The organism is Paenibacillus sp. UMB7766-LJ446 (genome assembly GCF_030226665.1).
Lineage (GTDB): Bacteria > Bacillota > Bacilli > Paenibacillales > Paenibacillaceae > Paenibacillus > Paenibacillus vandeheii.
On record NZ_JASOYM010000009.1, the window covers coordinates 94,424 to 116,953 of the forward strand.

Consider the following 22,530-nt stretch of genomic DNA (forward strand, 5'->3'; position numbering starts at 1 on the left):
CGTGGAATATTCCTATGCATCAGATTTTGCCGGTTGCCATCCGATTTCTTGGGACCATATATGAGCCTTCTCTAATATGTTCCACACCATCGGTCCTTTGCCTTCCATGTACTTGGTCCGCTGGTCTTTGTATAATGACATAAGCCTGTGCTTCTCTTCTGCATATTTCAATCGATCCTCTGGATGTACTCTCAAATAATCTCTAAAAAGCAAGTTCATCTGCTCAGAGAAACTCCCGGCTTGTCTTACATGTACATGCGTTCTCCTGCATCCGGGTACTTCGCGAAAATATCGCTTGGTTTTATCCGGATTTTCTCCTCTGAATATGAAGCCGACCGCTTCGATTTCATGCTTGTAATTTAGCAAATCATCATAATTAGATACGGAAATTTGTATATCTATGATCGGCTTGGCATCCATTCCAACGATGGAAGTTGATCCAACATGATCAATCCGCAAAGCCTTTTCACCCAACGCTTCTCTTAATGTCATCCCGGCTACAAGGAACAACTGCCTCCAAGCAGGATCATATGATGCAATTCTCCATTGATCTTCCATGTAATCCTCCCTTCAATTCCATTAAGTATAGTTTCTATCATCATCTCTCTGCACGATCTCTATAAACCAAGTGAGATGTTTCCTCTCCTGAAAGAAAACCTAATTTGGTATATAAATACTCAGCCTTATTTCCTATAGTAACGAACAAACGAATGGTTGGAGAGAAACCTTCCAGAATAGAAATCGCCTTGTATAACATATATCTGCCCAAACCCTGATTACTATAACCCGGCTTAACCGATATATCATACACAAGAGGCATATCCTCCCACGTCGAAATCAAACAAAATCCAACGACCTCGTTCGTCTTTTTATCTACTAAAACCGATGATGCATTCAACAGCTCATCCTGACGGTTATGTTCAAAATAATAACTCACGTCATTCCGATATGTATCCAGGCTTCCTTCATCCATTCCTCCACGATATGATTCGTTCATGACTTGAACCATGCTTGGCAAATGCTCCAATTTGGGTTTAATAGAAATAAAATCAGTATGGAGATTATTTTCAATCTTCTCTGTAGGTCTAATCATACATTTTCTTGTGTTTAACACTTCAAAACCAGCCGACTTCAACACATCAATATGTTCAGCCAGAACATTGTACGCATCTACCTTTGACTGATTCCCTGAATTTTGAATGGCATAATTCTTTAAGAAATGAACCATATCTACAGTCAATGTAGACGGAGGAATCATGAAGAAAGATCCGAGCTCACTGCTCGTCAAAGAAATCCCGCCCACTCGTTGATTGTCTTGATAGATCCAATAACAATCTCTTGCGTCTAGTATCATTTCTTGAAGTGATGCCCAGCTGGGTCTAAACCAGATATTCTTTCTATACGTCGCAAAGTACTTGGCATAGCTAGTTGGATTCGCTGCGACTAACGAATATGAAGTATTATCATTCATTGCTTTCTCCCTCTCATTACAACTTAAACATTCTCGGTGGTTTATCCAAATGCAGTGTATTATGTATTCTATTCTTAGCATACGGCTACATAATACTAAACAAGTGCTACTACACTTTTGTTTGAGAAATCACGAGAATTCACAAAAAAAGAGAAGGAACAAAAGTCCCTCCCCTTACATTTTCAAAGATAATCGCACTTAAATTTAGAAAACTCAGCTACAGAACCTGCACCACTCGCGTACAGACCAATGAGCACCCCTGTAAATCCTCCAGCAACTTCCGAGGAAAGGTATTTCGTCTGAGCTGTACCTAAGAGGATGTCCTTGCCATCTGCATGAATAAGGAAGCTGTAACGTTCATGACTTGCCTGTATAACCAATGTGGCATGATGATCACTTCCCAGTTCCACTTCATTTTCTACTGATTTGATATCCCCAATATTCAGACGCTCAATCACCTTATACCCACCCTGCTCTTCTTTACGAATGGCCAAGTCATAATGGTGCTGTTCATCCATGTAGATGGTGATGCCTGCCTCTCCGTTCGTAAGACTAACATCAACAGAGATGGTCACGTCAAAGTCTTTTTGACGTAAGCCAATAAATGTCGGGGATGCTGGAACATCCAGTGTCACTTCGGTTCCTTTTAACTTTATGTTGCCTTGCTCTAACAAATAATTTTCTGTATTGGGATGACGAAGATAACACCAGTCCAGATTCCAATCTGTGTTCTCAAATGTATAGCTTTTCTTCTCTTGTTGAATGACTTTGTCAGAAATACGATCGGTTTCAAAACTCATAAGCGTCGTACCTTTATGTCCTGCCGTAAACCAGCCTTCCTCGTCAAAGGTAACTGGCGTAAGGAATACTTCTCGTCCGAGATGATGATACGTAAGCCATTGCCCACTCTGACGGAATCCCAAATGGAAGATCCACCAACTGCCTTCCTCGTCTTGAATCAGGTCGCCATGTCCAACCCCTTGTAGTTCATAACCGCCCAGATTACGGTTGGTCAGAACAGGATTCTTGGTATAGGGCTCGAAAGGACCGGAAGGAGAATTTCCACGAGCATATGTGACCATATGACCGTATTCAGTTCCGCCTTCAGATGCCATGAGGTAATAGTATCCATTGATTTTATACAAATGTGGGCTTTCCAGATAACGTCCGCCTGATCCTTGCCATACTGAACGACTGGGGGTCTTTTTGCCACCTGTTTCAATGTCAATCTCACACTGAACGATCCCCCCAATTCCTTCATCGTCAGTCCCATTGCTCATAAAGAATGCCTTATCGTCTTCAAAATACAAATCCGGATCGATTCCCCCTTGATCCACAATAATTGGTTCTGACCACTCGCCGTATATATCATCAGTCCATATGTAGAAATTCTGACGCGTGGTATCATTGGTCGTGGTCATATAGAATCGTCCGTTGTTGTATCGTATTGTAGGGGCAAAGACGCCACCTGAGCTGCTCACCGTCTCCAGATGAATCTGGCTTTTTCGAGTTAAACAATGACCGATTTGGGTCCAATTCAATAAATCCTTGCTTTCAAAAAGCGGGACACCCGGAAAATACTGGAATGAACTGCACACTAGATAATAAGTGTCATCCACCTTGCAGATGCTCGGATCTGGATAGAATCCTTTAATGACCGGATTATTGTATTTCATTTGAGCCACCCCATTTTCTATAATTCACATATTTAAGAATCCAGCTTCATAAGCAGATAAAAAAATTAAACACTATCGCAAACATACTTTCAATGCGTTAGAGTTGAAGGATCAAGTTAATTTTATTAAATGAATATATATATGATTTCAATAGATCCGGTTAGGAGATTGTTCAAGATGATCAAAGCGAACGGAGAAGCAAAATTCATACCGTTATATGAAGCACTGGCAAGCGAGGTTAGATGGAGAATCATGGATTTGATTGCAGATAGCGAAATGAATGTAAAGGACATTGCCGCTGCGTTAGAACTTAGCCCCTCCATCGTCACGATGCACATACGGAAGCTTGAGCAAGCTGGACTGATCGATAGCCGCAGGATACGCCTGAATGGAGGCACGCACAAATTATGTTTCCTCAAACAAAACAACATCGAAATTGAGCTTCCATCCGCCAACCGGACAGCAAGGATTAGAGAGCAGACAATTTCAGTGGGTCACTATACTGCATTTGAAGTCCATCCTACCTGCGGTCTTGGAACGCATGAGAAAGAAATCGGTGTTTGGGACGACCCACGCTACTTTCTCGATCCTGAGCTGGTTCACGCTGCCATCCTCTGGTTTGGAAGGGGGTATGTCGAATACAAAACGCCTAACTATATGCTTCCTGATGAGACTGCCAGTACCATTGAAATTTCAGTGGAAATAGCTTCTGAGGCTCCGGGTTTACGAGATCATTGGCCATCGGATATCTTATTTACGTTTAACGGAATTTCGCTTGGAACCTGGACAAGTCCCGCTGATTTCGGACGAGCTGCTCGTGGCAAATATACGCCAACATGGTGGCACCGAAATGTGAATCAATATGGATTATTAAAGACGATTCGTGTTGATGACTCGGGTACGTATATGGATGGAGAACGAATGTCAGACGTGACGATCGAGGATATCAAACTGGAGGAACCGTTCTGGACACTTCGTTTCACGGTTGACGAGGAGGGGGCTAACGTCGGTGGATTAACACTCTATGGTTCCGGGTTCGGCAATCATGACCAGGATATTGTCATACGCGTACAACGCTAATCTTTCTTTATGTATTAAAGAATAAGCCCGTTCTTCGCTTCAAAATATATACCCCATTTGAATGAACGGGATACTGCTTAACGTAGTTAAAGACGCTTTCTATACTCGACCCCATGAACATGAATTAGCACGTTCTGTGCTGCCAACTTTTCAAAAAAATCCAACATATCCCCAAAGGGATTTTCAAAATACGTAATCAGGTGTTCATAGTTTGTAGTGGATTTCAAAAAGTTATAAAAAAAATAAGGGTCCATGTTTCCCACATCATCTTTACTGCCGAGAGAAACCTCCAACGTTTGCCCTGTTACTGCATTCTCGAACATGCAATGCTCTCCATGAACATCAAAATGCCATTTACCACTCAGATGGTCTTCACCGTTCAAGACTTCCTCATTGGAAAGCAAGTAGTAGGCTCCATCGATGATCTCTGATTTCTCAGCCTGGCTGGTTTCCGAGATCAATTTGTCGATCAGTTCTTGTGCAATTCTTTTGTACGTGTCCATCGCTTCCAATAATGTATCTGTTGTTTCTTTGGTTAAAGCGTGCATTTCTTACCTCCTGCCTGTAACGGTTGTCTTGAAATCCCTTCAATATAGCCATATCACTTCTAGGCATTGAAAGTTAAATGATAGAGCTATTGACGGCTCGAACGCATCGCCTTTACATGTTTTAAACTACTATCATTTAAAAAGTCTTTATATTCTTCCGATTCAACAGCGTAGATCGCCACTTTTCCTTGTGAATTATGATGAAGGCCCCAACCATAACGTTTACCCAACGAAGAAGTGCGAAGACAGGGTTGTCCCTTGGAGAAAAACTTGGTTCTCTCTATAGATCTTTGTTCGTCTGGAATATCATTGCGCTGCGCGAATACTTCAAACATAACATCCTCTTGTGTGTATTGATAAGGATGGTTTGCAATCATTTCATACTGTAGAACTGGAACGGTTTTGCCGCCATTTTTGGCTTTGGGGATCTCTGCCACTTTAACAGGACAATCTTCTGCTACTGCAATAAAAGTTTCATAATAGTTCATGTCTTTCATCTATATATCCTCCCATCTTCATTAAAATATTGACACGAATATACAATTAAGCTTGAGCTGTTTTATAAATATTTCTTAAAAGCCTTGCTGGATTCCCCATGGTACCCTAACTTCGTATAAAAGCCATGTGCCTCGTATCTGGATGAACCACTGGTGAGAAATACCTTTATACAATTTTTCTGTATGCATACATTTTCTATATACTTCATAAGGTCAGATCCATATCCCTTGCTCTGCACATGCTCCGTAATGATAACCCGCTCAACTACGCCAAACGGTCTATTCTCCACCAATGCATCCAGACAAATATGTAAATGCGCAGTCCCGATCACCTGATTACCAACTTCGTAAACAAATAAGAAGCTGTTGGGATTATTCCTTACTTCTTCAATCCGCTCAGCCAGTACCTTCGTATTCAGGTTGTTCGGTAATAATTCATTGTATAGCCTTTCAATTACCTCGACATCTTTGGCTTCGGCCTCTCTGATCATCAGGTACCACTCCTCAACTTAAATCGTAACTTAATATGCTATTACCATTGTCCTCGAACCAACTCACGCTCAAATGCTGACTACGTCCATCATAACCCAAAAAGTGGTATATGCGAACAGTTCCTTCCTCTTTTCTCACCTGCTGATTAGTGCTCTTTCCTTACAGACCCAGAACAAAAAACCACGGTTTCCCGTGGTCCATCATTCCATTATGTTCTATCCTATACCGACCCACTTACCAGATTCCCTTCAAACCATACCGCTTGACGCGCAGACCTTCTGGCAACCGCCTCTGCCGAGCAGCTGGCTTCTACCAGTACAAAACTAGCCGTGTCCCCTACCTTCGGCCATACCTGTTGCCCCTCTGAATCCAGTGGGGTGATGCCATTTGTTACAAATGCAAGCGATTGAGACAAGGACCGTTCATCGCTATATCCGTACAGTTCGGCGAAACGGCCCGCTTTTTCCAGTTGATCTCCATTACCAAAAGGAGACCAATGATCCGTCAAACTGTCTGTCGCCAGCTTCACGTTCACCCCATGTTGATGGAGCATCGGAAGGGGCATCATCATTTTACCGATAGGCACGGTCGAAGCCACGCTCATACCAAGGGAGGCCATTCGCTTGGCCATGTCTTCCGCGTCCTGCTGCTCCGCATGAGCAAACCAGAACGCATGGCTTACGGTAACTTTACCCTGAAGTCCTGCTTCTTCGGTCAGATCAGCCAATTGCAGCAACGTTTGTTTACCCGGTTCTCCCGCATCATGCAAATGAATATCGATGCCTGCCTGATACTGAACAGCCAGTTCGACCATTACATTTAGTGATTTCTCGATATGCTCGTCCACAGTGTGAGGATCAAGTCCACCTACATGAGTGGCCCCTTCTGCCATGGCTTGACGCATCAGTTCTACCGATTTAGAGCGGAGCAGCCCATGCTGCGGAAAAGCGACGATTTCAGAGGAGATTTTGCCCGAAAATGTTTCCAATGCCTGCTTCGTCGCTTCCAGCCGTTTTAACCCGCTGACCGGCTCAATATTGCAATGAGTGCGCACATGGGTGGACCCATACCCCTGAATCAAGGTCAGAATACTTTCCGCTTGACGCTTCGCATCGGGTAACAGCTTGGGCAGCAATATTTTCTCTTCTTCGATACGTTCGAAAATGCTGGAGATGCGTCGAACCGCTTTCCATGGTGCATCGTAATACGTTTTATCCAAATGAATATGGGCTTCCTCGAACGAAGGCAGCAGCAGAAGTCCTTTACCATCAACCTGCGGCAACTCGCTTGTTAATTCCGAATCCCCATCCATAATAGCTGCAATGACTCCATCTTCAATCCGCAGATGACCAAGGTTTGTTCGGGTGCCAGTTACCTGCCCGTCTTCCATTACATAATCTTGCTCCAATGCTACGTTGGTTAACCAATATTTCTGCTTCAACCTGGTCACTCCCTCTTTCCACTCGGTCTATGTGGTCAATGGTACCATAGGACTTCATTCAGCAAAAATAGTTAAAACGTTGGTAACCCATACGATTATCGTTTAGATATTATTGGACTTCCCCATTAGCATACGAAGTGTAATATATCCAAAAATTTGAATCACAAATACCATAGCCACAAATTCAACCAGAATGCTGTTGCCTGCACTTAAGTCAGTCATGATATCCTTCAAAATGAGGCCAGGCTGCTTCAGGACATCCCAACTATTCCACCGATTAAATCTGCCGATGTACACCCCTAAACTGCTCAGGAGTAAAGTAACACCTACAACGACCATGCAGCTAAATTGGCTTAGCCGTCTATTTAATAATCCATGGATTTGATGTATCGAACAAATGGACAGAACTAAACCTAGTATAGCTACGACAAACGTCAGGGTGAGACTATACCAAAAATCAATATTAACCCAAAACTTAGCTTCCCCTTGAGGATCAAAGTATCTGAATGCATGCAGAATTTCTGTGAAAAGATATGCTGAATTCGGTAGAAAGAACAGCCAGCCTGTACACATCACTCCAACCAATGCGATACTCATTCTTGTAAGTTTTTTATGGCATACATAACGAATCGTAGATGAAATGATGAATGGAACCCATGCCAAGAATATGTCCCACGTTAAAAATTGATACATGTTCGTGTTTGTTTTGGTACGCAAGTATAGAGCAACAAGTAGACAACCTATGGTAGCAACGATTAAAACACTACTCATTTTTAAATATATTGTATTTTTATTATTGTTCATTTCTCCGCTTCGATTTCCCTTTCCTTGTTGGTATGCCTGAGCAGTCCCAATCAACTGATCATCGATTTTATAAAAGAACCGTCAATACGCCTTCCTAGTAATCCACGTACATCATAACCCAAAATGTGGTATATGCGTAAAATTTATAATCAGGTTCTCACTGTATTAAGGCTGCTGATGTTCATTAGGTTTTACATGTCACGTTATTCCTCACAATAAGGTGTAGGAGATTCGTTAGCGCCGTGACCCAGAAGGAAAAGACCAACCTCCGCGATATTTCCGTTTATCCTCCATTCTTCTATCAATAGAGAATGCAAAAACAGGCACTAGAGAGTGCCTGTACATATTTAGAATTGAGCGAAGCCTTGGCCGCAGGAGTCTACCGCTTCGTTTTCATATAATTAATCAAAAATTAAAACGCGCATGCCCGCCATCGGTCACGCCTTCAATCTGTTCAATGTCCAGCAGTCTTCGCTTCATTTCCAGTCCTCCGCGAAAACCGGTCAGCTTGCGGTTGGCACCGATGATGCGGTGACACGGCAGCAGTACCGGAATGGGGTTGGCTCCATTGGCGGCCCCAACAGCTCGCACCGCAGAAGGTCTTCCCACCGCAGCAGCAATGTCGCCATAGGTTCTTGTCTCACCATAAGGAACACGACCCAGTTCGGTCCATACCTGCTGTTGGAATGTTGTTCCGATCAGATCAAGCGGTATTTCATCGGTAAAGGCTACTCTATCTCCGGCAAAATAGGATTGCAGCCAATCCATCATACCTGTCTGCTTCAACGCTGCTTCATTCTCTTCGAGCTCCGCGCCAGGTGCAATTCGACCAATCCAGCTGCCCCAATCCTCCAGGGTTTCATTGGGCATAATAACCCGGCATAACCCTTTTTCGGTGCCAAGCAATACCCACGGACGACCGTCCAGTTCCATTTTTGTCCACATGATGCTCTTTCTCATACGTCTATCGTCCTTTCCCTCGTAGGTTTATATCTGATTTCTTTTCACGTTATGCACACATACTACACACGAACCGGTTTCTTCGATTTTCGTTTCATACTGCGGATGATCTGTTTGGTCTCCGAATCAACACGATAGGACTCCGTTATTTTCTGAAGAGCCTTATTATACGTAAAGTCGTCCAAGGTATTGTCCTGCAAATAACGCAGCGTGGCTTCGGGCTGTTTCACATAAGCGATGGAGATGGCCCAGGCCACTGCCATTTTCACATAATAACCATCATGACGAATGCGATCTAATGAGATAAGAACTTCGCTGATATATTTTTCTTCCATATAAAAGTTCAACAGCATCACAACACCGAAGCGAATGTCATACTCCTGATTGGATACCAAATAGGGCTGCAAGAATTGCCACACCTGATCCAGATGTGCCTTCGTATATTTCAATCCACCGCAGAAGCTGTCGCATACGGACCAGTTATCTATTTTGGGGACAAACCAGGCGATATGTTGCAGCAATTCTTCAATATCTGCTTGAGCATGACCGATGACCATCGCTTGCAGCATGACTTCTTCAAAATAATCATCATCAGCGGTTTTTAGATAGGCTCGCCAGTCCTCTTTGACAATTTGTTTCGCCATCTTGCGTATTTCAGGGAGTCTCACACCTAACAGATTCGTGATATTCGGAATGAGCGCAGCCGAGAATTTCTGATATTCCGGTTCGACCAGAGATAACAATTGTGTTCTTACAACCGTTTCCACATGTCTCCTCCTCATCGGGTTTTCTACATCAAGTATATCCCGGCAGCTTTCATTTGTAAGCCCATATCGAATGCATTAGCAAGATTACAATATCCATTTCCCGTGGTCGCTGTTTAACTTCCATCCCATTTCGTTTAAGAATACGGAGTTGAACCCATCTAGAAAGGAGACTGCATATGAACCCATCCCATCACAAAAAAGATTTTTCGGTTGAAGAGATTACGGAGCTCCTTGTGCAATTTGTGCAAACCCAAAACCTGACCGAATTTTATAAATGGGCCAAAGAGCTGCATCCATACGACCTTTCTCTCATATATAAAAAGTTCCCTGAACAAGAGACGAAACGCTTCTTGCTTTTATTCAAGCCTGACGTTCTCGCCGATATGGCAGAAGCGCTCACGCTTCAAGAACAGGTACATCTATTCGAACAATTAGGCCCGGAACGCACCCTTGAAGTCATGCAGCAGATGGACAAAAGTGATCTGATTCGCTTCATGCATGATCTACCTCTCAAACGCAGGGAAGAACTCTTGTCTACGATGAACCTGGATCACTCTTCGATTATCCGCGCCGTGTTGAACTATCCACCGGAGACGGCAGGGCGAATCATGACCGATCGTTACCGCACCCTGTTATCACATGAAACAGCAAAAGAAGCACTAAGAGAATCGCAGGCATCGCTGCTCATTCCAGCGACCAGTTACCTGTATGTCACGGATGTTGAAAGCAAACTGGTCGGAGTCGTGAGTTATCAATCCCTTGCTGAGGCAGATGATAAGACCAAAGTGGAAGAGCTGATGACGCGGCGTGTCATCCATGCAACCGTCGATATGGACCAGGAAGAAGCTGCACAGCTGTTGCAGCGTTATGAGTTTATGGCTCTGCCTGTCGTGGATGAGAATCACAGATTATGCGGCGTGATCCAAATGGATGATGTCATTGATATTATTATGGACGAGGCCAGTGAAGACATCGCCAAAATGGGTGGCGGCAGCAAAGACATCGATTTTGATACCAAACCGCTGGTTGCTGTCAGACGTCGCCTTCCTTGGCTGATTTTACTGTTATTCATCGGACTGATCTCGGGAAGCATTGTGGATTTTTTCGAGGACACACTGAATCAGGTTGTGGCCCTGGCGTTCTTCATGCCCATGATAGCCGGCATGACGGGGAATACGGGGACACAATCCCTCGCTGTCGTTGTGCGTGGACTGATTGGACGCAAGCTGGACAAGGCCACAGTGCTCGCGCTGATTGGCCGGGAGATTAAGGTAGGCCTAATGATTGGACTTATATGCGGCTTGATGATTACGGTCATCGCCTATTTCTGGCAAGGTGACTGGCTGCTTGGAGCGATTATCGGCGTATCGCTCTTCTTCACTCTCGTCATCGGAACACTGACCGGCACTTGCATTCCCCTTCTGCTCAGTCGTTTCAAAGTAGACCCTGCGGTCGCCTCCGGTCCATTAATTACAACACTGAATGATATTTTGTCGTTGTTTATCTATTTCGGCATCGCTACCCGTTTTCTGGATGCCTTGATGTGAATATCGAAAAAAACAGAAAACAGACCTAATCCTGCGGATGATGGTCTGTTTCTGCTTTTTCATTTGTTGTTTCAAAGTATCCTTTTCATCTAGCCTTCCGATGCATCCAAAGGATGTATTACGGAGAACTCTGCCTCTATCCAGCATTACAACACCGGCTTATGCCGATCTTTTGTTTTTGTTATAAATGTCAAACGCCACCGCCAGCAGAAGTACCAATCCCTTGATCCCTTGCTGCCAGTCAATACCCAGACCAATGAGGGACATTCCGTTATTCAGGACCCCCATGACCAGCCCGCCGATAATGGCGCCAAATACCGTTCCGATGCCGCCAGAAGCGGAAGCGCCGCCAATAAAGCAGGCTGCAATGGCATCCAGCTCGAAGTTGGTACCGGCTCTTGGCGTCGCTGCATTCAACCGGGCCGCAAAGATCAGTCCGGAAATGGCGGCCATCACGCCCATGTTGACGAATACCCAGAACGTCACTTTTTTCGTTTTGACCCCGGATAAGCCTGCAGCCTTCTCATTGCCTCCGAGCGCGTAAACATGACGACCCATGACAGTACGATTCATGACAAAGGAGTAAACGATGATCAGTACAAACAGCAGAATCAGAATATTCGGAATGCCTGCGTAGCTCGCCAGCATAAACGTAAACAGATTCGTAACCGCAGCCACCACCACCAGCTTGAGTAGGAACAGCCCCTGAGACACCACCTCAAAACCGTATTTTCGCTGGGAACGTCGTTCGCGCAATTCATTCACAATATACCAGACCGTGAGCACAAGACCGACGATGATGGAAACAAGACTGAGGCCTGAAAATTGGATATCCGGCAGGAAGCCTGAGCTAATTTTCTGGAATCCGCCCGGAAAAGGTGAGATGGACTGACCTTCCAGCACAATCATCGTCAAACCGCGGAAGAGCAGCATGCCCGCCAGGGTCACAATAAATGCCGGAATTCGCACGTACGCGATCCAGAAACCCTGCCACGCCCCGATTAATGCCCCAACCACGAGTGAGGCAATGACCGCCAGCCAGGCCGGAAGCTGCCAATCAACCATCATAATCGCGGCAACCGCCCCGACAAAGGCGGCGATTGAACCTACCGACAGATCGATATGTCCGGTAATAATGACCAGCACCATCCCAATGGCCAGTACCAGAATGTAGCTGTTTTGCAAAATCAGATTGGTAATGTTGATCGGCTTGAGCAGCAGCCCGCCCGTCAACACCTCGAACAACAGCATAATTACGACCAGCGCGATAATCATGCCATACTGGCGTATATTGTTTTTGAACAGTCTAGTTAACATTTCCATGCTTCCCGCCTCCTGACTTGGTCATATATCTCATCAACGTTTCCTGCGACGCCTCTTCCCGGTTGACCTCCCCCGTAATTCGCCCGGCATTCATCACGTAGATTCGGTCGCACAGGCCCAGTACCTCCGGCAGTTCGGACGAAATCACCAGGACACCCTTGCCTTCTGCGGCAAGCCGATGAATAATCGTATAGATTTCGAATTTGGCGCCGACATCGATGCCGCGCGTTGGTTCATCCAAAATAAGAATATCCGGCCCGGCAAATATCCATTTGCTGAGCACTACCTTCTGCTGGTTACCGCCGCTAAGATTGCCGGTTTTCTGCAAAATGCTCGGCGCTTTGATATTCATGCTTTTTTTCATCTCTTCGGCAACAACTACTTCTTCACGCTCGTTTACTACGACGCCTCGAGTCAGCTTGTTAAGACCCGTCAGCGAAATATTGCGCTTGATATCATCCATTAAAATGAGGCCATACTCCTTGCGATCCTCTGTCACGTAGGCAAAGCCATTCTGAATGGCTTCTGTAACGCTGTTGTTCTGAATGGGTTTGCCATCTTTGATGAGCTGTCCCGTGATGTTGCGTCCATAGGATTTGCCAAAAATACTCATGGCCAGCTCTGTGCGTCCCGCCCCCATCAGACCGGCAATGCCTACGATCTCTCCTCGTCTGATGTTCATGTTGACCTGATTCAGCACCTTGCGATCAGCATGATGCTCGTGATAGACCGTCCAGTCCTTCACCTCCAGGATGACTTCACCGATGTTCGCATGGCGCTCCGGATAACGGCTGGTGAGATCACGGCCTACCATTCCACTAATGATCCGGTCTTCAGTTACGTTGTCCTTCCTCATATCCAGCGTCTCAATCGTCTTGCCGTCCCGTAAAATGGTTACTGAATCCGACACCTTCGACACCTCATTCAGCTTGTGAGAAATCAGGATACAGGCAATGCCCTGCTTCTTGAATTCCAGCATTAATTGAAGCAGATTCTCGCTGTCATCCTCATTCAAGGCAGCGGTGGGCTCATCCAGAATGAGCAGCCGCACCTTTTTGGAGAGCGCTTTCGCTATTTCGACTAGCTGCTGCTTGCCTACACCGATATTGGATACAAGCGTATTCGGATTTTCGGTCAGCCCTACCTTGCCCAGCAATTCCCGGGTACCCACATACGTTTCCTTCCAGTCAATGATGCCCTTGCTGGCACGTTCGTTGCCCAGATAGATGTTTTCTGCAATGGAGAGGTAGGGAATAAGAGCCAACTCCTGATGGATAATGACAATTCCCAGTTCCTCGCTCTGCTTAATGTCCCTGAATTCACATGTCTTTCCCTCAAACAAAATGTCCCCGTCGTATGTTCCATGCGGATATACACCGCTCAGCACCTTCATCAGCGTCGATTTGCCTGCACCGTTTTCACCGCATAGCGAATGAATTTCGCCTTCTCTGACCTTGAGATTGACGTTTTCCAGCGCTTTGACGCCAGGGAAGGTTTTGGTGATTCCTTTCATCTCCAGAATAATTCCGGCCATGGGACCCGCTCCTTTCACTCGGTTATTTCAGTCCAATTTCTTCTTTGGTGTAATATTGACTGCCCACAATATCCTTCTCCACATTGGTTCGGTCCACTGAAATGGGATCAAGCAGATAAGCCGGTATGATCTTAATTCCGTTGTTATATGATTTATCATCATTCACTTCTGCCGGTTTCCCTTGCAAAATGCTGTTGGCCATCTCTACCGTCTGTTCCGCCAGCTTGCGGGTATCCTTGAATACAGTCTGGGTCTGTTCCCCCGCCACAATCGATTTGATTGATGCCAGCTCGGCATCCTGACCCGTGATCACCGGCAGCGGCTTGTTCGCTTTACCATATCCCACGCCTTTTAACGATGAGATGATCCCGATACTGATCCCATCATACGGGGATAACACCGCATCCAGATTGTCTCCCGAGTAATAGGCACTGAGCAGATTATCCATTCGTGATTGGGCCAAAGCGCCGTCCCAACGCAGCGTCGCAATCTGGGCCATCGTCATCTGCTTGCTTCGCACGACCAGCTTGCCGGAATCCATGTATGGCTTCAGGACAGACATAGCGCCGTCAAAGAAGAAATATGCGTTATTGTCATCTGGTGATCCCCCAAATAGCTCAATGTTGTAAGGTCCCTTGCCTTCTTTAAGCCCAAGTTTCTGCTCAATGTAAGAGGCTTGAAGCACACCCACCTTGAAATTGTCGAACGTGGCGTAATACGTTAAGTAAGGGGTGTTGCGAATCAGGCGATCGTACGAAATGATCTGTATGCCCTGATCATGCGCCTTCTTGATCACGTCCGTCAGTGTATTGCCGTCCACGGAAGCAACCACCATGACATCCACACCCTTGGTAATCATGTTCTCAATCTGAGAGATTTGATTTTCGACGACGTCCTCAGCGTACTGTAAATCAGTCTTGTACCCCTGTTCCTGGAACAGGCGGACCATGTTTTCCCCGTCCCCTACCCAACGTTCGGAGGATTTGGTTGGCATTGAAATGCCGACATACCCTTTGGCCTTGCTGCCTGTCTCACTCTCGGCCAGATTGCAGGCAGAGAGGACCAAAGTCATCACCAGAAGCCAGATGAACAGTGCTCCTTTTTTCATATGAAGTTCCCCTTTCCTCAAATCATACAGACTTGAACGAATTATAAGATAACGCTTACAATATGTCGGGTACATCCAAGCTGTAAATCCTGTCTGAACCCATCGTAGCATTCGGGAACAGTATGGTCTTTGCTGCATTTGAACTTTTTTTATAAAATTTCAACTTTTGAATACGCTCAATTAAAGCTCCCAGCTAACCTGGTTTGTAAGACATCTGTAAACAAAAAAAGGATAGTCCTCCTTCATGGAAGTAGGACATATCCTCTTGATCCAATTGTATCTCTCTGTCTTTTCCTAAGATTGATTAGCTGTATCGTTGCTGCTGCCTGTTCCCCCGCTTTTGCGATATTGTACAGGCGACATGCCCATCGTTTTTTTGAATGCGGTGCTGAAATAATGCTGCGTATCGTACCCTACCTGCTCTGCAATGTCGTGGATAGACCATGCTGTAGCGTCGAGCAGTTGTACCGCCTTGCGGATGCGGGCGTGTGTAACCAGAGTAACAAAGGAATCGTTCAGTTCTTTCTTGAGCACCCGGCCCAAATAGACCGCAGATACATTCAGACGGACAGCGAGCGATTCCAATGTCAGCTCCCGATCCGCATAATTCTCTTGAATGAGCTGACGTGCCCGGCGAACCAGCGGAGACAACCGGGCTTCTCCAAATACTTTCTCACGGCATCGTCGATATGTGTCCGGCGCCTCCTCCAACGTCCCTGCGTGTTGCTCCATATAGGCATGAACAGCGATATTCAGGCAAGAACTGATTTTCTGCTCCATTGTGGACTCAATCCCTTCCGGCGCCTTCTGCCATAGACATATGCCAATCAATCCATTCACTTCCCTGAACAGGACATGTGGAAGCTGTCCCAGCAATTCGTCAACAATATTTTCTGCTGCAAAAAGAAACAATTGGCGGTCACTCTCATGCATCACCGTCTGACGTGCTTCTGCAGCAGGCCAGCGGACGATTCCAATCTGTACAGGCGGCGCAGGTGGCAGACGCAAAAACGCGAGTTGTCCCGTCAACTCCGTCCCCCTGACTGAACCTTCCAGCCAATCCAGGCAAAAACGCTGGCGTAGCAGCGGGATATTCCGTTCAATCTGGTCGGCAGCCTGTTGCACATACGTGGTTCGCATATGTTCTTCATCCATATGCTGGCGCAGTCGCGCAAGGGCAGCATACAGCTGTTCTGCCTGAACAGGCTTCAATATATAATCCTCTACCCCAAGCCGAACGGCTTCTTGGGCATAAGCAAATTCATCATGTCCGGATATGATGAGACAGCGGCAATTCGGGCAATCGTCCTGAAGACGACGAATCAGCTCGATTCCGTTCAGAAAAGGCATATTCATATCAACCAGTACGATATCCACATTCAGGCTGGCAGCCAGTTCCAGCGCTTCCTCCCCATCCTCTGCTTCTCCGGCAACCTCCATGCCCAGGGCCACCCAGTCGATTGAATCCCGAATGCCCTCACGAATGATCGGCTCGTCATCGGCAATCAGTACCTGGTAAAGCTTCTCCGCAAGCCTGTCCTCCGTCGCAGTTAACGGAGCCGACCTTTTATCCTCTGCGGTGTTTGTTGTCGTTGATATGAATTTCTTCATTCGCTCTCCTGCCCCCTTTCCCTATCAAATGACTGTCCTGCCGGAAGCTCTCTCAACAGCGGAAGAATGACCTGCACACAGGTACCCACACCTTCCCTGCTGTCCAGCACAATGCCATATTCGATACCATAAACCAACTGTATACGTGCCTGTACGTTCAACATGCCGTAGCTTTTGCCAGCCTTTCCGGACAAGGATGCCGTTTCAAGACTTTCCAAGGGTGCTGCCAACAGCCCTTCCATCTCTGCAAGCCGCTCACTCGACATGCCCGCTCCATCGTCCTGAATCCGCAGCAGCAGTCTTCCCTGCTCTGTTTTGGCCTCCACCCGAATCTTGCCTGGCCCTCGTCTTCCCTTGATGCCATGATAAATCGCATTTTCAACAAGGGGCTGAAGCAGCAGCTTGAGTACGAACAAATCACGCAGATCGTCCGGAACGATTAGCTCGTATTGCAGTCGGTCACGGTACCGGGTCTGTTGAATTTGCAGATAACTGGTTATGTGCTCAAGCTCGGAATGCAGAGGAATGAAATCATCCCCTTTGCTGAGTCCGATGCGAAACAGTCTGGAAAGAGCGCCAACCATGTTCGATACATCGTCCGCTCCTTCCTTACGGGCCATCCAATGAATTGTATCCAGTGTATTGTATAGAAAATGGGGTTTGATATGCTCTTGCAAGCTGCGCATTTCAGCCTCACGCTTCTGCCGTTCCTTTAATTCATTCAGGGAGATGAGCTGACGGATCTGTGCAAGCATCCGGTTAAAACTTCTGCCTAGCATGCCAATTTCATCCGCCCTGTCGCTCCAGCGGCCCGCCCTGAGATTTCCCGTCTCCGCCCTGCGCATATAAGACATCAGCCGAAAGATGGGCTGCGCGATGGAACGCGAGAACCAAGAGGAGGCGCTCAGACCGAACAAACATACCACGAACACAAAGCTGACCACATAAAACTGGATCTGCCGCACTTCCGTGATCGATTCCCGTGCAGGAAATACACCCACCGTTCTCCAGCCCGTAAACGTAGAGGACTGGTACATGAATAAAAGCTCCTTTCCACCCGCCTCAGCATTGAACGTTCCGCTGTCGCCGGATTGGAACCATTCCGCCGGAATCTGTTCTACCAAAGGGTGTTCAGGCATATATACGCTCCTCCCTTCCTCATCGGTTACCATCACATAACCTGATTTACCCAGGGTTACATTTCTGGCAGCCTGAGAGACAGACCGAAGCTTGAGATCAATCATAACAACGCCAAGTATACGTCCCGATGCTTCATCCGTTATGGAACGCGCAACAGATACAATCTCATTATCCTTGTACCTCACATGTGTGGTTATATTCCGATCCAGCGGCTGCCCCAGCACCGTAAAAATGCCTGGATTTTGAGAAGCCTTCACATACCAGTTTTCCTGGGTGAGGCTCTGCTTCGATCGGGGGTACATCTCATTGCTGATATAGTCACCGCTTCCATTGACGAGAACGATTCCGGCGATCTCCGGATAAAGCGTCGTAAAACCCTGCAAGGTTTGCTTGATCCCATACAGCTGATCTTGTTCCGCTTCCGAATTTCCTTCCTGGCTCGATGAATCTGTGCGTGTATCTTTATCCGATGCCGTTTTTCCTTGCATAAAAGCATCCACGTTCCGATCAAACGCAATCAGATACGTCATGTTTTGCAGGTTCTCCATCTTGCTGTCGAGCGCTTCATTCACTTTGCCAATGAGCTGCATCGTATGCCCCTCAACCTGCCGCTCTACAATCCGTTCCACGGTCCAGTTCACCAGCACGCCCAGTCCTACGGAAGGCACGATGGCAAATAGTAAAAACAGCAGCATTAACTGATAACGCAGCGGCATATTGCGCAAACGCAAACGTTGCAGTCTCCCCATCATTCGAATGCGTCTTGCTTCCCTGCCCCGGAAATTCTCCTGTGGATCAGCGTTATTTGGCATAATAATCATCCACATTCGTTCGGGTCACCACGGAAATTCCGGTATCCACCGTGACCGGAAGTGGTGCATTCTCATCCAGAGAGGATGGAGCGGGTACCGTCAACTGGTGATGCAGATGGAACAAATATTGAAGTGACCAATATCCCATGTTCCAGGTTCCCTGTGCGATGGTTGCGGAAATCGTGCCTCCCTTGATCATGTCCAGTGTGGCTTTATTGGTATCGAAGGATATAAGTGCGAGCGAACGAGCCCCCTTCAAATTCTGTACCGCTTCACCCGCACCTGCTCCTCCGGTCGCTTCGGTCACGAAAATGCCAGCCAGCTTCGGATGAGCCTTCAGCAGCCTGATCGTTTCGTCTCTTGATACCATTGCGTCTCCATGTCCATCGGCGACTTCAACAATTTTCATTAAAGGATAACGCTGCTGAATCGTATCGCGGAACCCCTTTGTTCGCTCTTCATGATTCTGCTGGTCAGGAAGGGTCAGTACTGCAACTTCCCCTTCCCGAGCCATCAGTTCAGCCATTTTGTCAGCAGCCGTTACGCCTGCCTTGTAATTGTCCGTCCCGAGAAAAGAATAGGCCTGACTTCCTGGTGCATCGGCATCGAACAACACGACAGGTATGCCCGCGTCCATTGCTTTGCTAATCACCGGAATCAGCGATTGCGGGTCGATGGCTGATATGGCCATTCCTGCTGGCTTGCGAGCAATGGCCTGCTCGATAACCGTCGTCTGTTCCTTCGCATCATACCGGGTAGCTCCTCGGTATTCCACGGTTACACCAAGCGCATCCCCTGCATCTTCGAAGCCTTTCAGGGGACTCTTCCAATATTCCAGTCCGGACTGGAAAGTAATCATCATGTAAGTTTCGCCAATATCTCCACGCAGCCCCCGGTCTTCCCAGGTACCATTCACCTGACCGGCGTATTCAAACCGAAACACATACAACACAAACGCTGAGATTAACAAAATATAGACCAGCAGCATTTTTTTCATCCGTTCACTTCCTCAAGTGGTCTGTCAGCTATAACATTCTGCTTAAATTGTAAACGCAATCATATAAAAAGGAAACCGTTTTACCTATTCCGAATTCATCATTTTTTTCCTGCTCTAATGTTAACTGCTGCAATAATGTACTATAAGATCATCCCTTCGCATCGTATCATTCATGGAATAAGACGAGTCAGAAAAGAGGCGTTCACCATGAATTTTACTTCATTTTTGATCTATTGCATTGTCGTTACCTTCACACCAGGCCCCAGCAATATTGTGATTCTTTCTTCTTCGCAACAGGTTGGTGCTAAAAAAACAATGAAATATGTGTGGGGAGCCACACTTGCATTCGGGCTGCTGCTTGCCGCTTCAGCTTTTCTCAATCATGTTCTTGCTGGCATTTTGCCTGGCATTCTCCGTGTGATGCAGATTGTTGGCGGTCTATATATGGTGTATCTGGCGTATCAGGTCTACAAAATGGGTTCTACCGAAACAGCAACGAAGCAAGTTACCGGATTTTGGAACGGTTTACTCATGCAATTTTTGAATCCAAAAGTGGTTCTGTTCACGTTTACGGTCATCCCCAGCTATGTACTGCCCTATTACGACAGTTCGCTATCATCGTCACTATTCGTGCTGCTCATCACCCTCATCGGTTTTCTGGCATACTCTAGTTGGGCCGTCTTTGGCTCCATGTTCAGAACGCTGCTGAATCGTCATCAAAAAGTACTGAGTATCCTTATGGCCCTCTTTTTGTTATACTCAGCCATTATGGTATCGGGAATCATTTAAGGTATGGGAGGTGCATAGCGCGTGGAATGTTTCAACTATAAAAAATCACAGGATGTACTGGCTCTATCCGCCAGCTTTACGGATTTCGCCTATAAAAAGCATTGTCACGAGGAATATGCGGTTGGAGTAACCCTGCGTGGTATTCAGCAATACCATCTGGACGGTCATTATCAAGCCTCCCACAAAAACGGCGTGATGTTATTCAACCGGGAACAGTCCCACGATGGAAGCTCCTATGACAAAGATGGTATAGACTATGTGATGCTTTACCTGAAGCCGGATTTGGTCGAAGAGATTCTCGGGAAGAAGGAATTGCGGTTTACCACTCCCATCGTCTATGATCCTCAGCTCGAACGAAGCATTCTGATGCTGAACGAGGCTGTTCAGAACGGACAGGATGAAGCGAAATGCAGTGAACTGTTCTTTGACCTAGTGCAGTTGCTCTCCCAATCGGAAATGGAAACCAAGCTATGGCGGCCTCAGGACAATCTGGTCCGAAAAGCCAAGGAAATGATGTTTTGCAGCATTGAAGATGTGCTGAAATTGGATGACCTATGTGCTGAATTCAACATGTCCAAGTTTCAGTTCATTCGTGAGTTCAAATCACATGCTGGCATATCCCCTTACCAATTTTTCCTGAACTGCAAGGTAGAACATGCACGGCAATCCATCGAGAAACATAAGGATATCTACTCAGCTGTAGCCGAATGTGGATTTGTCGATCTGACTCATCTGAACAGACACTTTAAACGGGTATTCGGTATTACGGCGTATGAATATATGCTGCAACTAAATGAATTGAATTGATTTCCAACAGGTTAATAAAGCTCCATACAAACGAAAGAGCATATTTTTAGCCCTCTTACTTCCTATTAGGAAACAAGAGGGCATTATTTGTGTTCCGGGACATTTCCGATACTAATCAAAAGGCCCGATATGGGATGCTTTTTCGAACTATTGCTTGGGTTGTGGTCCTGTTGTTTTGTTATTTCAGAAAAGACTGGGAAATCTGTTTCGCTGTATCCATCATGACTGAGTCACCGGACATCACCGTTAAAATACTCGCTCTTGTATTCACGTCCATTTTCTTCAACACCTCTATCGTTTTGGCAGAATCCGTCTGGAACAATTTTTGGATAAGACGGGCTGCACTTGGGGAAGACATCTTGGAGAAGGTATGTACCAGTTCCTTGACCGATTGATTGGCTATGTTGCTGTTTTGCTTTTTGATTTGACGCTGAATAAGGGCAAGCTCATGATCGGTAGCCGAATTGCGAGGCTTCATTTGCACCGAAAGGTCGGCAACCCGGTCCGGGTCCATTTTGCTCCAAATTAGCGCTCTCTGTTCTGTGGACATCTCGGTCATGGCATACACAATCTCCAGATCGCTCAATTGAGCCAGTGCTGCAGCAGCTTTGCTTGGAGGCATATTGGCGTAAGTCTTGGCAATATCCTTGGCTGCAGCAATATGATTTGTTGACTGTACAGCCGGAATCGCTGAAGTTGTGGTTTGTGACTGAACGGTTTGCTGTGCTTGCGACGATACTGTAGATGATGGTGATTGCGCTTGTTTGACTGGATTGGCAGATGCAACAGGCGGTGTGGCTTGAATTCCAGCCACATTCTCCACAGCATGCAATACGGTGTTTTTGACAGAAGGGACCAGAAAAAATAATGCTGCCCCTGCAGCACCAATACAGATTAGGGCAACAAACCACCTTATCCCCGATGATTTTTTCTTTGTTGAAGTTTTGGATGAACTCTTGGCAGGCTCAGGTTTGATTTTGTTATTAGGTGTGTTGGCAGATGTTGTTGCATGAATAGATTGGACCCTATTCGACTGGCTCATCATGATCACTTCCCTCTCGTTCTGAAGTAATCCCCAGTCTATACCTTCTTCATTAAAATTTGATAAGAAAATCAGATTACATTT

Annotated in this window: 21 protein-coding genes; 4 read left to right on the plus strand and 17 right to left on the minus strand. The window is 46.3% G+C overall.

The features are described from left to right. Positions 1 to 12: 12 nt before the first annotated feature. The 3 genes from QP794_RS21395 to QP794_RS21405 all read right to left on the minus strand — a co-directional run bounded on the left by QP794_RS21395 (position 13) and on the right by QP794_RS21405 (position 3,147). A complete protein-coding gene (locus QP794_RS21395; protein ID WP_285078789.1) occupies positions 13 to 558 on the minus strand; it encodes a GrpB family protein in 546 nt (181 codons plus the stop codon). 40 nt (positions 559 to 598) lie between these two features. Next, entirely contained in the window at positions 599 to 1,471 is an 873-nt protein-coding gene (locus QP794_RS21400; protein ID WP_285078790.1) for a GNAT family N-acetyltransferase, read from the minus strand. 182 nt (positions 1,472 to 1,653) lie between these two features. Next, positions 1,654 to 3,147, minus strand: a complete 1,494-nt coding sequence (locus tag QP794_RS21405; RefSeq protein ID WP_285078791.1) for a glycoside hydrolase family 43 protein — start codon at positions 3,145 to 3,147, stop codon at positions 1,654 to 1,656. Between the two features lie 177 nt (positions 3,148 to 3,324). Here QP794_RS21405 and QP794_RS21410 point away from each other — a divergent pair, with 177 nt between their 5' ends. After that, positions 3,325 to 4,227 carry an ArsR/SmtB family transcription factor gene (locus tag QP794_RS21410; protein WP_285078792.1) on the plus strand — a complete coding sequence of 301 codons (903 nt, stop codon included), beginning with the start codon at positions 3,325 to 3,327 and terminating at the stop codon, positions 4,225 to 4,227. An 86-nt stretch (positions 4,228 to 4,313) separates the two neighbouring features. Here QP794_RS21410 and QP794_RS21415 read toward each other — a convergent pair whose 3' ends face one another. The 7 genes from QP794_RS21415 to QP794_RS21445 form a co-directional block, all read right to left on the minus strand. Beyond that, entirely contained in the window at positions 4,314 to 4,775 is a 462-nt protein-coding gene (locus tag QP794_RS21415; protein WP_285078793.1) for a DUF6896 domain-containing protein, read from the minus strand. Positions 4,776 to 4,861: 86 nt separating this feature from the next. Further along, a complete protein-coding gene (locus QP794_RS21420) occupies positions 4,862 to 5,272 on the minus strand; it encodes a DUF6157 family protein (RefSeq protein ID WP_285078794.1) in 411 nt (136 codons plus the stop codon). Positions 5,273 to 5,334: 62 nt separating this feature from the next. Beyond that, positions 5,335 to 5,763, minus strand: coding sequence for a GNAT family N-acetyltransferase (locus tag QP794_RS21425; protein WP_285078795.1), 429 nt, complete (start codon positions 5,761 to 5,763; stop codon positions 5,335 to 5,337). Between the two features lie 221 nt (positions 5,764 to 5,984). Beyond that, entirely contained in the window at positions 5,985 to 7,205 is a 1,221-nt protein-coding gene (locus tag QP794_RS21430; protein ID WP_285078796.1) for an amidohydrolase family protein, read from the minus strand. 102 nt (positions 7,206 to 7,307) lie between these two features. Then, positions 7,308 to 8,009 carry a DUF1361 domain-containing protein gene (locus QP794_RS21435; RefSeq protein ID WP_350338889.1) on the minus strand — a complete coding sequence of 234 codons (702 nt, stop codon included), beginning with the start codon at positions 8,007 to 8,009 and terminating at the stop codon, positions 7,308 to 7,310. A gap of 405 nt (positions 8,010 to 8,414) precedes the next feature. Further along, positions 8,415 to 8,969, minus strand: coding sequence for a methylated-DNA--[protein]-cysteine S-methyltransferase (locus QP794_RS21440; RefSeq protein ID WP_285078797.1), 555 nt, complete (start codon positions 8,967 to 8,969; stop codon positions 8,415 to 8,417). A gap of 62 nt (positions 8,970 to 9,031) precedes the next feature. After that, entirely contained in the window at positions 9,032 to 9,736 is a 705-nt protein-coding gene (locus QP794_RS21445; protein ID WP_285078798.1) for a DNA alkylation repair protein, read from the minus strand. A gap of 176 nt (positions 9,737 to 9,912) precedes the next feature. Here QP794_RS21445 and mgtE point away from each other — a divergent pair, with 176 nt between their 5' ends. Next, the gene (gene mgtE, locus QP794_RS21450; protein WP_285078799.1) at positions 9,913 to 11,283 is read left to right on the plus strand and encodes a magnesium transporter; all 1,371 of its coding nucleotides are present in this window, start codon (positions 9,913 to 9,915) and stop codon (positions 11,281 to 11,283) included. A 159-nt stretch (positions 11,284 to 11,442) separates the two neighbouring features. Here the strand turns inward: mgtE and mmsB are convergent, their stop codons facing one another. The 6 genes from mmsB to QP794_RS21480 all read right to left on the minus strand — a co-directional run bounded on the left by mmsB (position 11,443) and on the right by QP794_RS21480 (position 19,808). Then, the gene (gene mmsB / locus QP794_RS21455; RefSeq protein WP_024633156.1) at positions 11,443 to 12,606 is read right to left on the minus strand and encodes a multiple monosaccharide ABC transporter permease; all 1,164 of its coding nucleotides are present in this window, start codon (positions 12,604 to 12,606) and stop codon (positions 11,443 to 11,445) included. Then, positions 12,590 to 14,140: a multiple monosaccharide ABC transporter ATP-binding protein gene (gene mmsA / locus QP794_RS21460; protein WP_079350612.1), complete on the minus strand. Its 1,551-nt coding sequence runs from the start codon at positions 14,138 to 14,140 to the stop codon at positions 12,590 to 12,592. The genes mmsB and mmsA overlap by 17 nt, the downstream gene beginning before the upstream one ends. Positions 14,141 to 14,162: 22 nt before the next feature. After that, a complete protein-coding gene (gene chvE / locus QP794_RS21465; protein ID WP_079350613.1) occupies positions 14,163 to 15,248 on the minus strand; it encodes a multiple monosaccharide ABC transporter substrate-binding protein in 1,086 nt (361 codons plus the stop codon). Positions 15,249 to 15,542: 294 nt separating this feature from the next. After that, on the minus strand, positions 15,543 to 16,859 hold the full coding sequence (locus QP794_RS21470) for a response regulator transcription factor (RefSeq protein ID WP_285078800.1): 1,317 nt from the start codon (positions 16,857 to 16,859) through the stop codon (positions 15,543 to 15,545). Further along, positions 16,856 to 18,751: a cache domain-containing sensor histidine kinase gene (locus QP794_RS21475; RefSeq protein WP_483311938.1), complete on the minus strand. Its 1,896-nt coding sequence runs from the start codon at positions 18,749 to 18,751 to the stop codon at positions 16,856 to 16,858. Before QP794_RS21475 ends, QP794_RS21470 begins: the two co-directional genes overlap by 4 nt. A 49-nt stretch (positions 18,752 to 18,800) precedes the next feature. Continuing rightward, on the minus strand, positions 18,801 to 19,808 hold the full coding sequence (locus QP794_RS21480; protein WP_285078801.1) for a substrate-binding domain-containing protein: 1,008 nt from the start codon (positions 19,806 to 19,808) through the stop codon (positions 18,801 to 18,803). Positions 19,809 to 20,015: 207 nt separating this feature from the next. Between QP794_RS21480 and QP794_RS21485 the strand changes: the two genes are divergently transcribed. Together QP794_RS21485 and QP794_RS21490 are read left to right on the plus strand one after the other, a co-directional pair. Next, on the plus strand, positions 20,016 to 20,597 hold the full coding sequence (locus QP794_RS21485) for a LysE family translocator (protein ID WP_024633150.1): 582 nt from the start codon (positions 20,016 to 20,018) through the stop codon (positions 20,595 to 20,597). A 21-nt stretch (positions 20,598 to 20,618) separates the two neighbouring features. After that, a complete protein-coding gene (locus QP794_RS21490) occupies positions 20,619 to 21,404 on the plus strand; it encodes an AraC family transcriptional regulator (RefSeq protein ID WP_285078802.1) in 786 nt (261 codons plus the stop codon). A 178-nt stretch (positions 21,405 to 21,582) separates the two neighbouring features. Here QP794_RS21490 and QP794_RS21495 read toward each other — a convergent pair whose 3' ends face one another. Beyond that, on the minus strand, positions 21,583 to 22,449 hold the full coding sequence (locus QP794_RS21495) for a MotE family protein (protein WP_285078803.1): 867 nt from the start codon (positions 22,447 to 22,449) through the stop codon (positions 21,583 to 21,585). Between the last annotated feature and the right edge of the window lie 81 nt (positions 22,450 to 22,530).

Bases quoted from the DNA above. Each gene is read 5' to 3' on its own strand.
- QP794_RS21405 (WP_285078791.1), bottom strand. From the start codon at position 3,147: ATGAAATACAATAATCCGGTCATTAAAGGATTCTATCCAGATCCGAGC.
- QP794_RS21475 (WP_483311938.1), bottom strand. From the start codon at position 18,751: ATGATGGGGAGACTGCAACGTTTGCGTTTGCGCAATATGCCGCTGCGT.
- QP794_RS21470 (WP_285078800.1), bottom strand. From the start codon at position 16,859: ATGAAGAAATTCATATCAACGACAACAAACACCGCAGAGGATAAAAGG.
- QP794_RS21400 (WP_285078790.1), bottom strand. From the start codon at position 1,471: ATGAATGATAATACTTCATATTCGTTAGTCGCAGCGAATCCAACTAGC.
- QP794_RS21440 (WP_285078797.1), bottom strand. From the start codon at position 8,969: ATGAGAAAGAGCATCATGTGGACAAAAATGGAACTGGACGGTCGTCCG.
- QP794_RS21410 (WP_285078792.1), top strand. From the start codon at position 3,325: ATGATCAAAGCGAACGGAGAAGCAAAATTCATACCGTTATATGAAGCA.
- QP794_RS21495 (WP_285078803.1), bottom strand. From the start codon at position 22,449: ATGATGAGCCAGTCGAATAGGGTCCAATCTATTCATGCAACAACATCT.
- QP794_RS21485 (WP_024633150.1), top strand. From the start codon at position 20,016: ATGAATTTTACTTCATTTTTGATCTATTGCATTGTCGTTACCTTCACA.
- QP794_RS21480 (WP_285078801.1), bottom strand. From the start codon at position 19,808: ATGAAAAAAATGCTGCTGGTCTATATTTTGTTAATCTCAGCGTTTGTG.
- mgtE (WP_285078799.1), top strand. From the start codon at position 9,913: ATGAACCCATCCCATCACAAAAAAGATTTTTCGGTTGAAGAGATTACG.
- mmsB (WP_024633156.1), bottom strand. From the start codon at position 12,606: ATGGAAATGTTAACTAGACTGTTCAAAAACAATATACGCCAGTATGGC.
- QP794_RS21435 (WP_350338889.1), bottom strand. From the start codon at position 8,009: ATGAACAATAATAAAAATACAATATATTTAAAAATGAGTAGTGTTTTA.
- QP794_RS21425 (WP_285078795.1), bottom strand. From the start codon at position 5,763: ATGATCAGAGAGGCCGAAGCCAAAGATGTCGAGGTAATTGAAAGGCTA.
- QP794_RS21395 (WP_285078789.1), bottom strand. From the start codon at position 558: ATGGAAGATCAATGGAGAATTGCATCATATGATCCTGCTTGGAGGCAG.
- mmsA (WP_079350612.1), bottom strand. From the start codon at position 14,140: ATGGCCGGAATTATTCTGGAGATGAAAGGAATCACCAAAACCTTCCCT.
- chvE (WP_079350613.1), bottom strand. From the start codon at position 15,248: ATGAAAAAAGGAGCACTGTTCATCTGGCTTCTGGTGATGACTTTGGTC.
- QP794_RS21415 (WP_285078793.1), bottom strand. From the start codon at position 4,775: ATGCACGCTTTAACCAAAGAAACAACAGATACATTATTGGAAGCGATG.
- QP794_RS21420 (WP_285078794.1), bottom strand. From the start codon at position 5,272: ATGAAAGACATGAACTATTATGAAACTTTTATTGCAGTAGCAGAAGAT.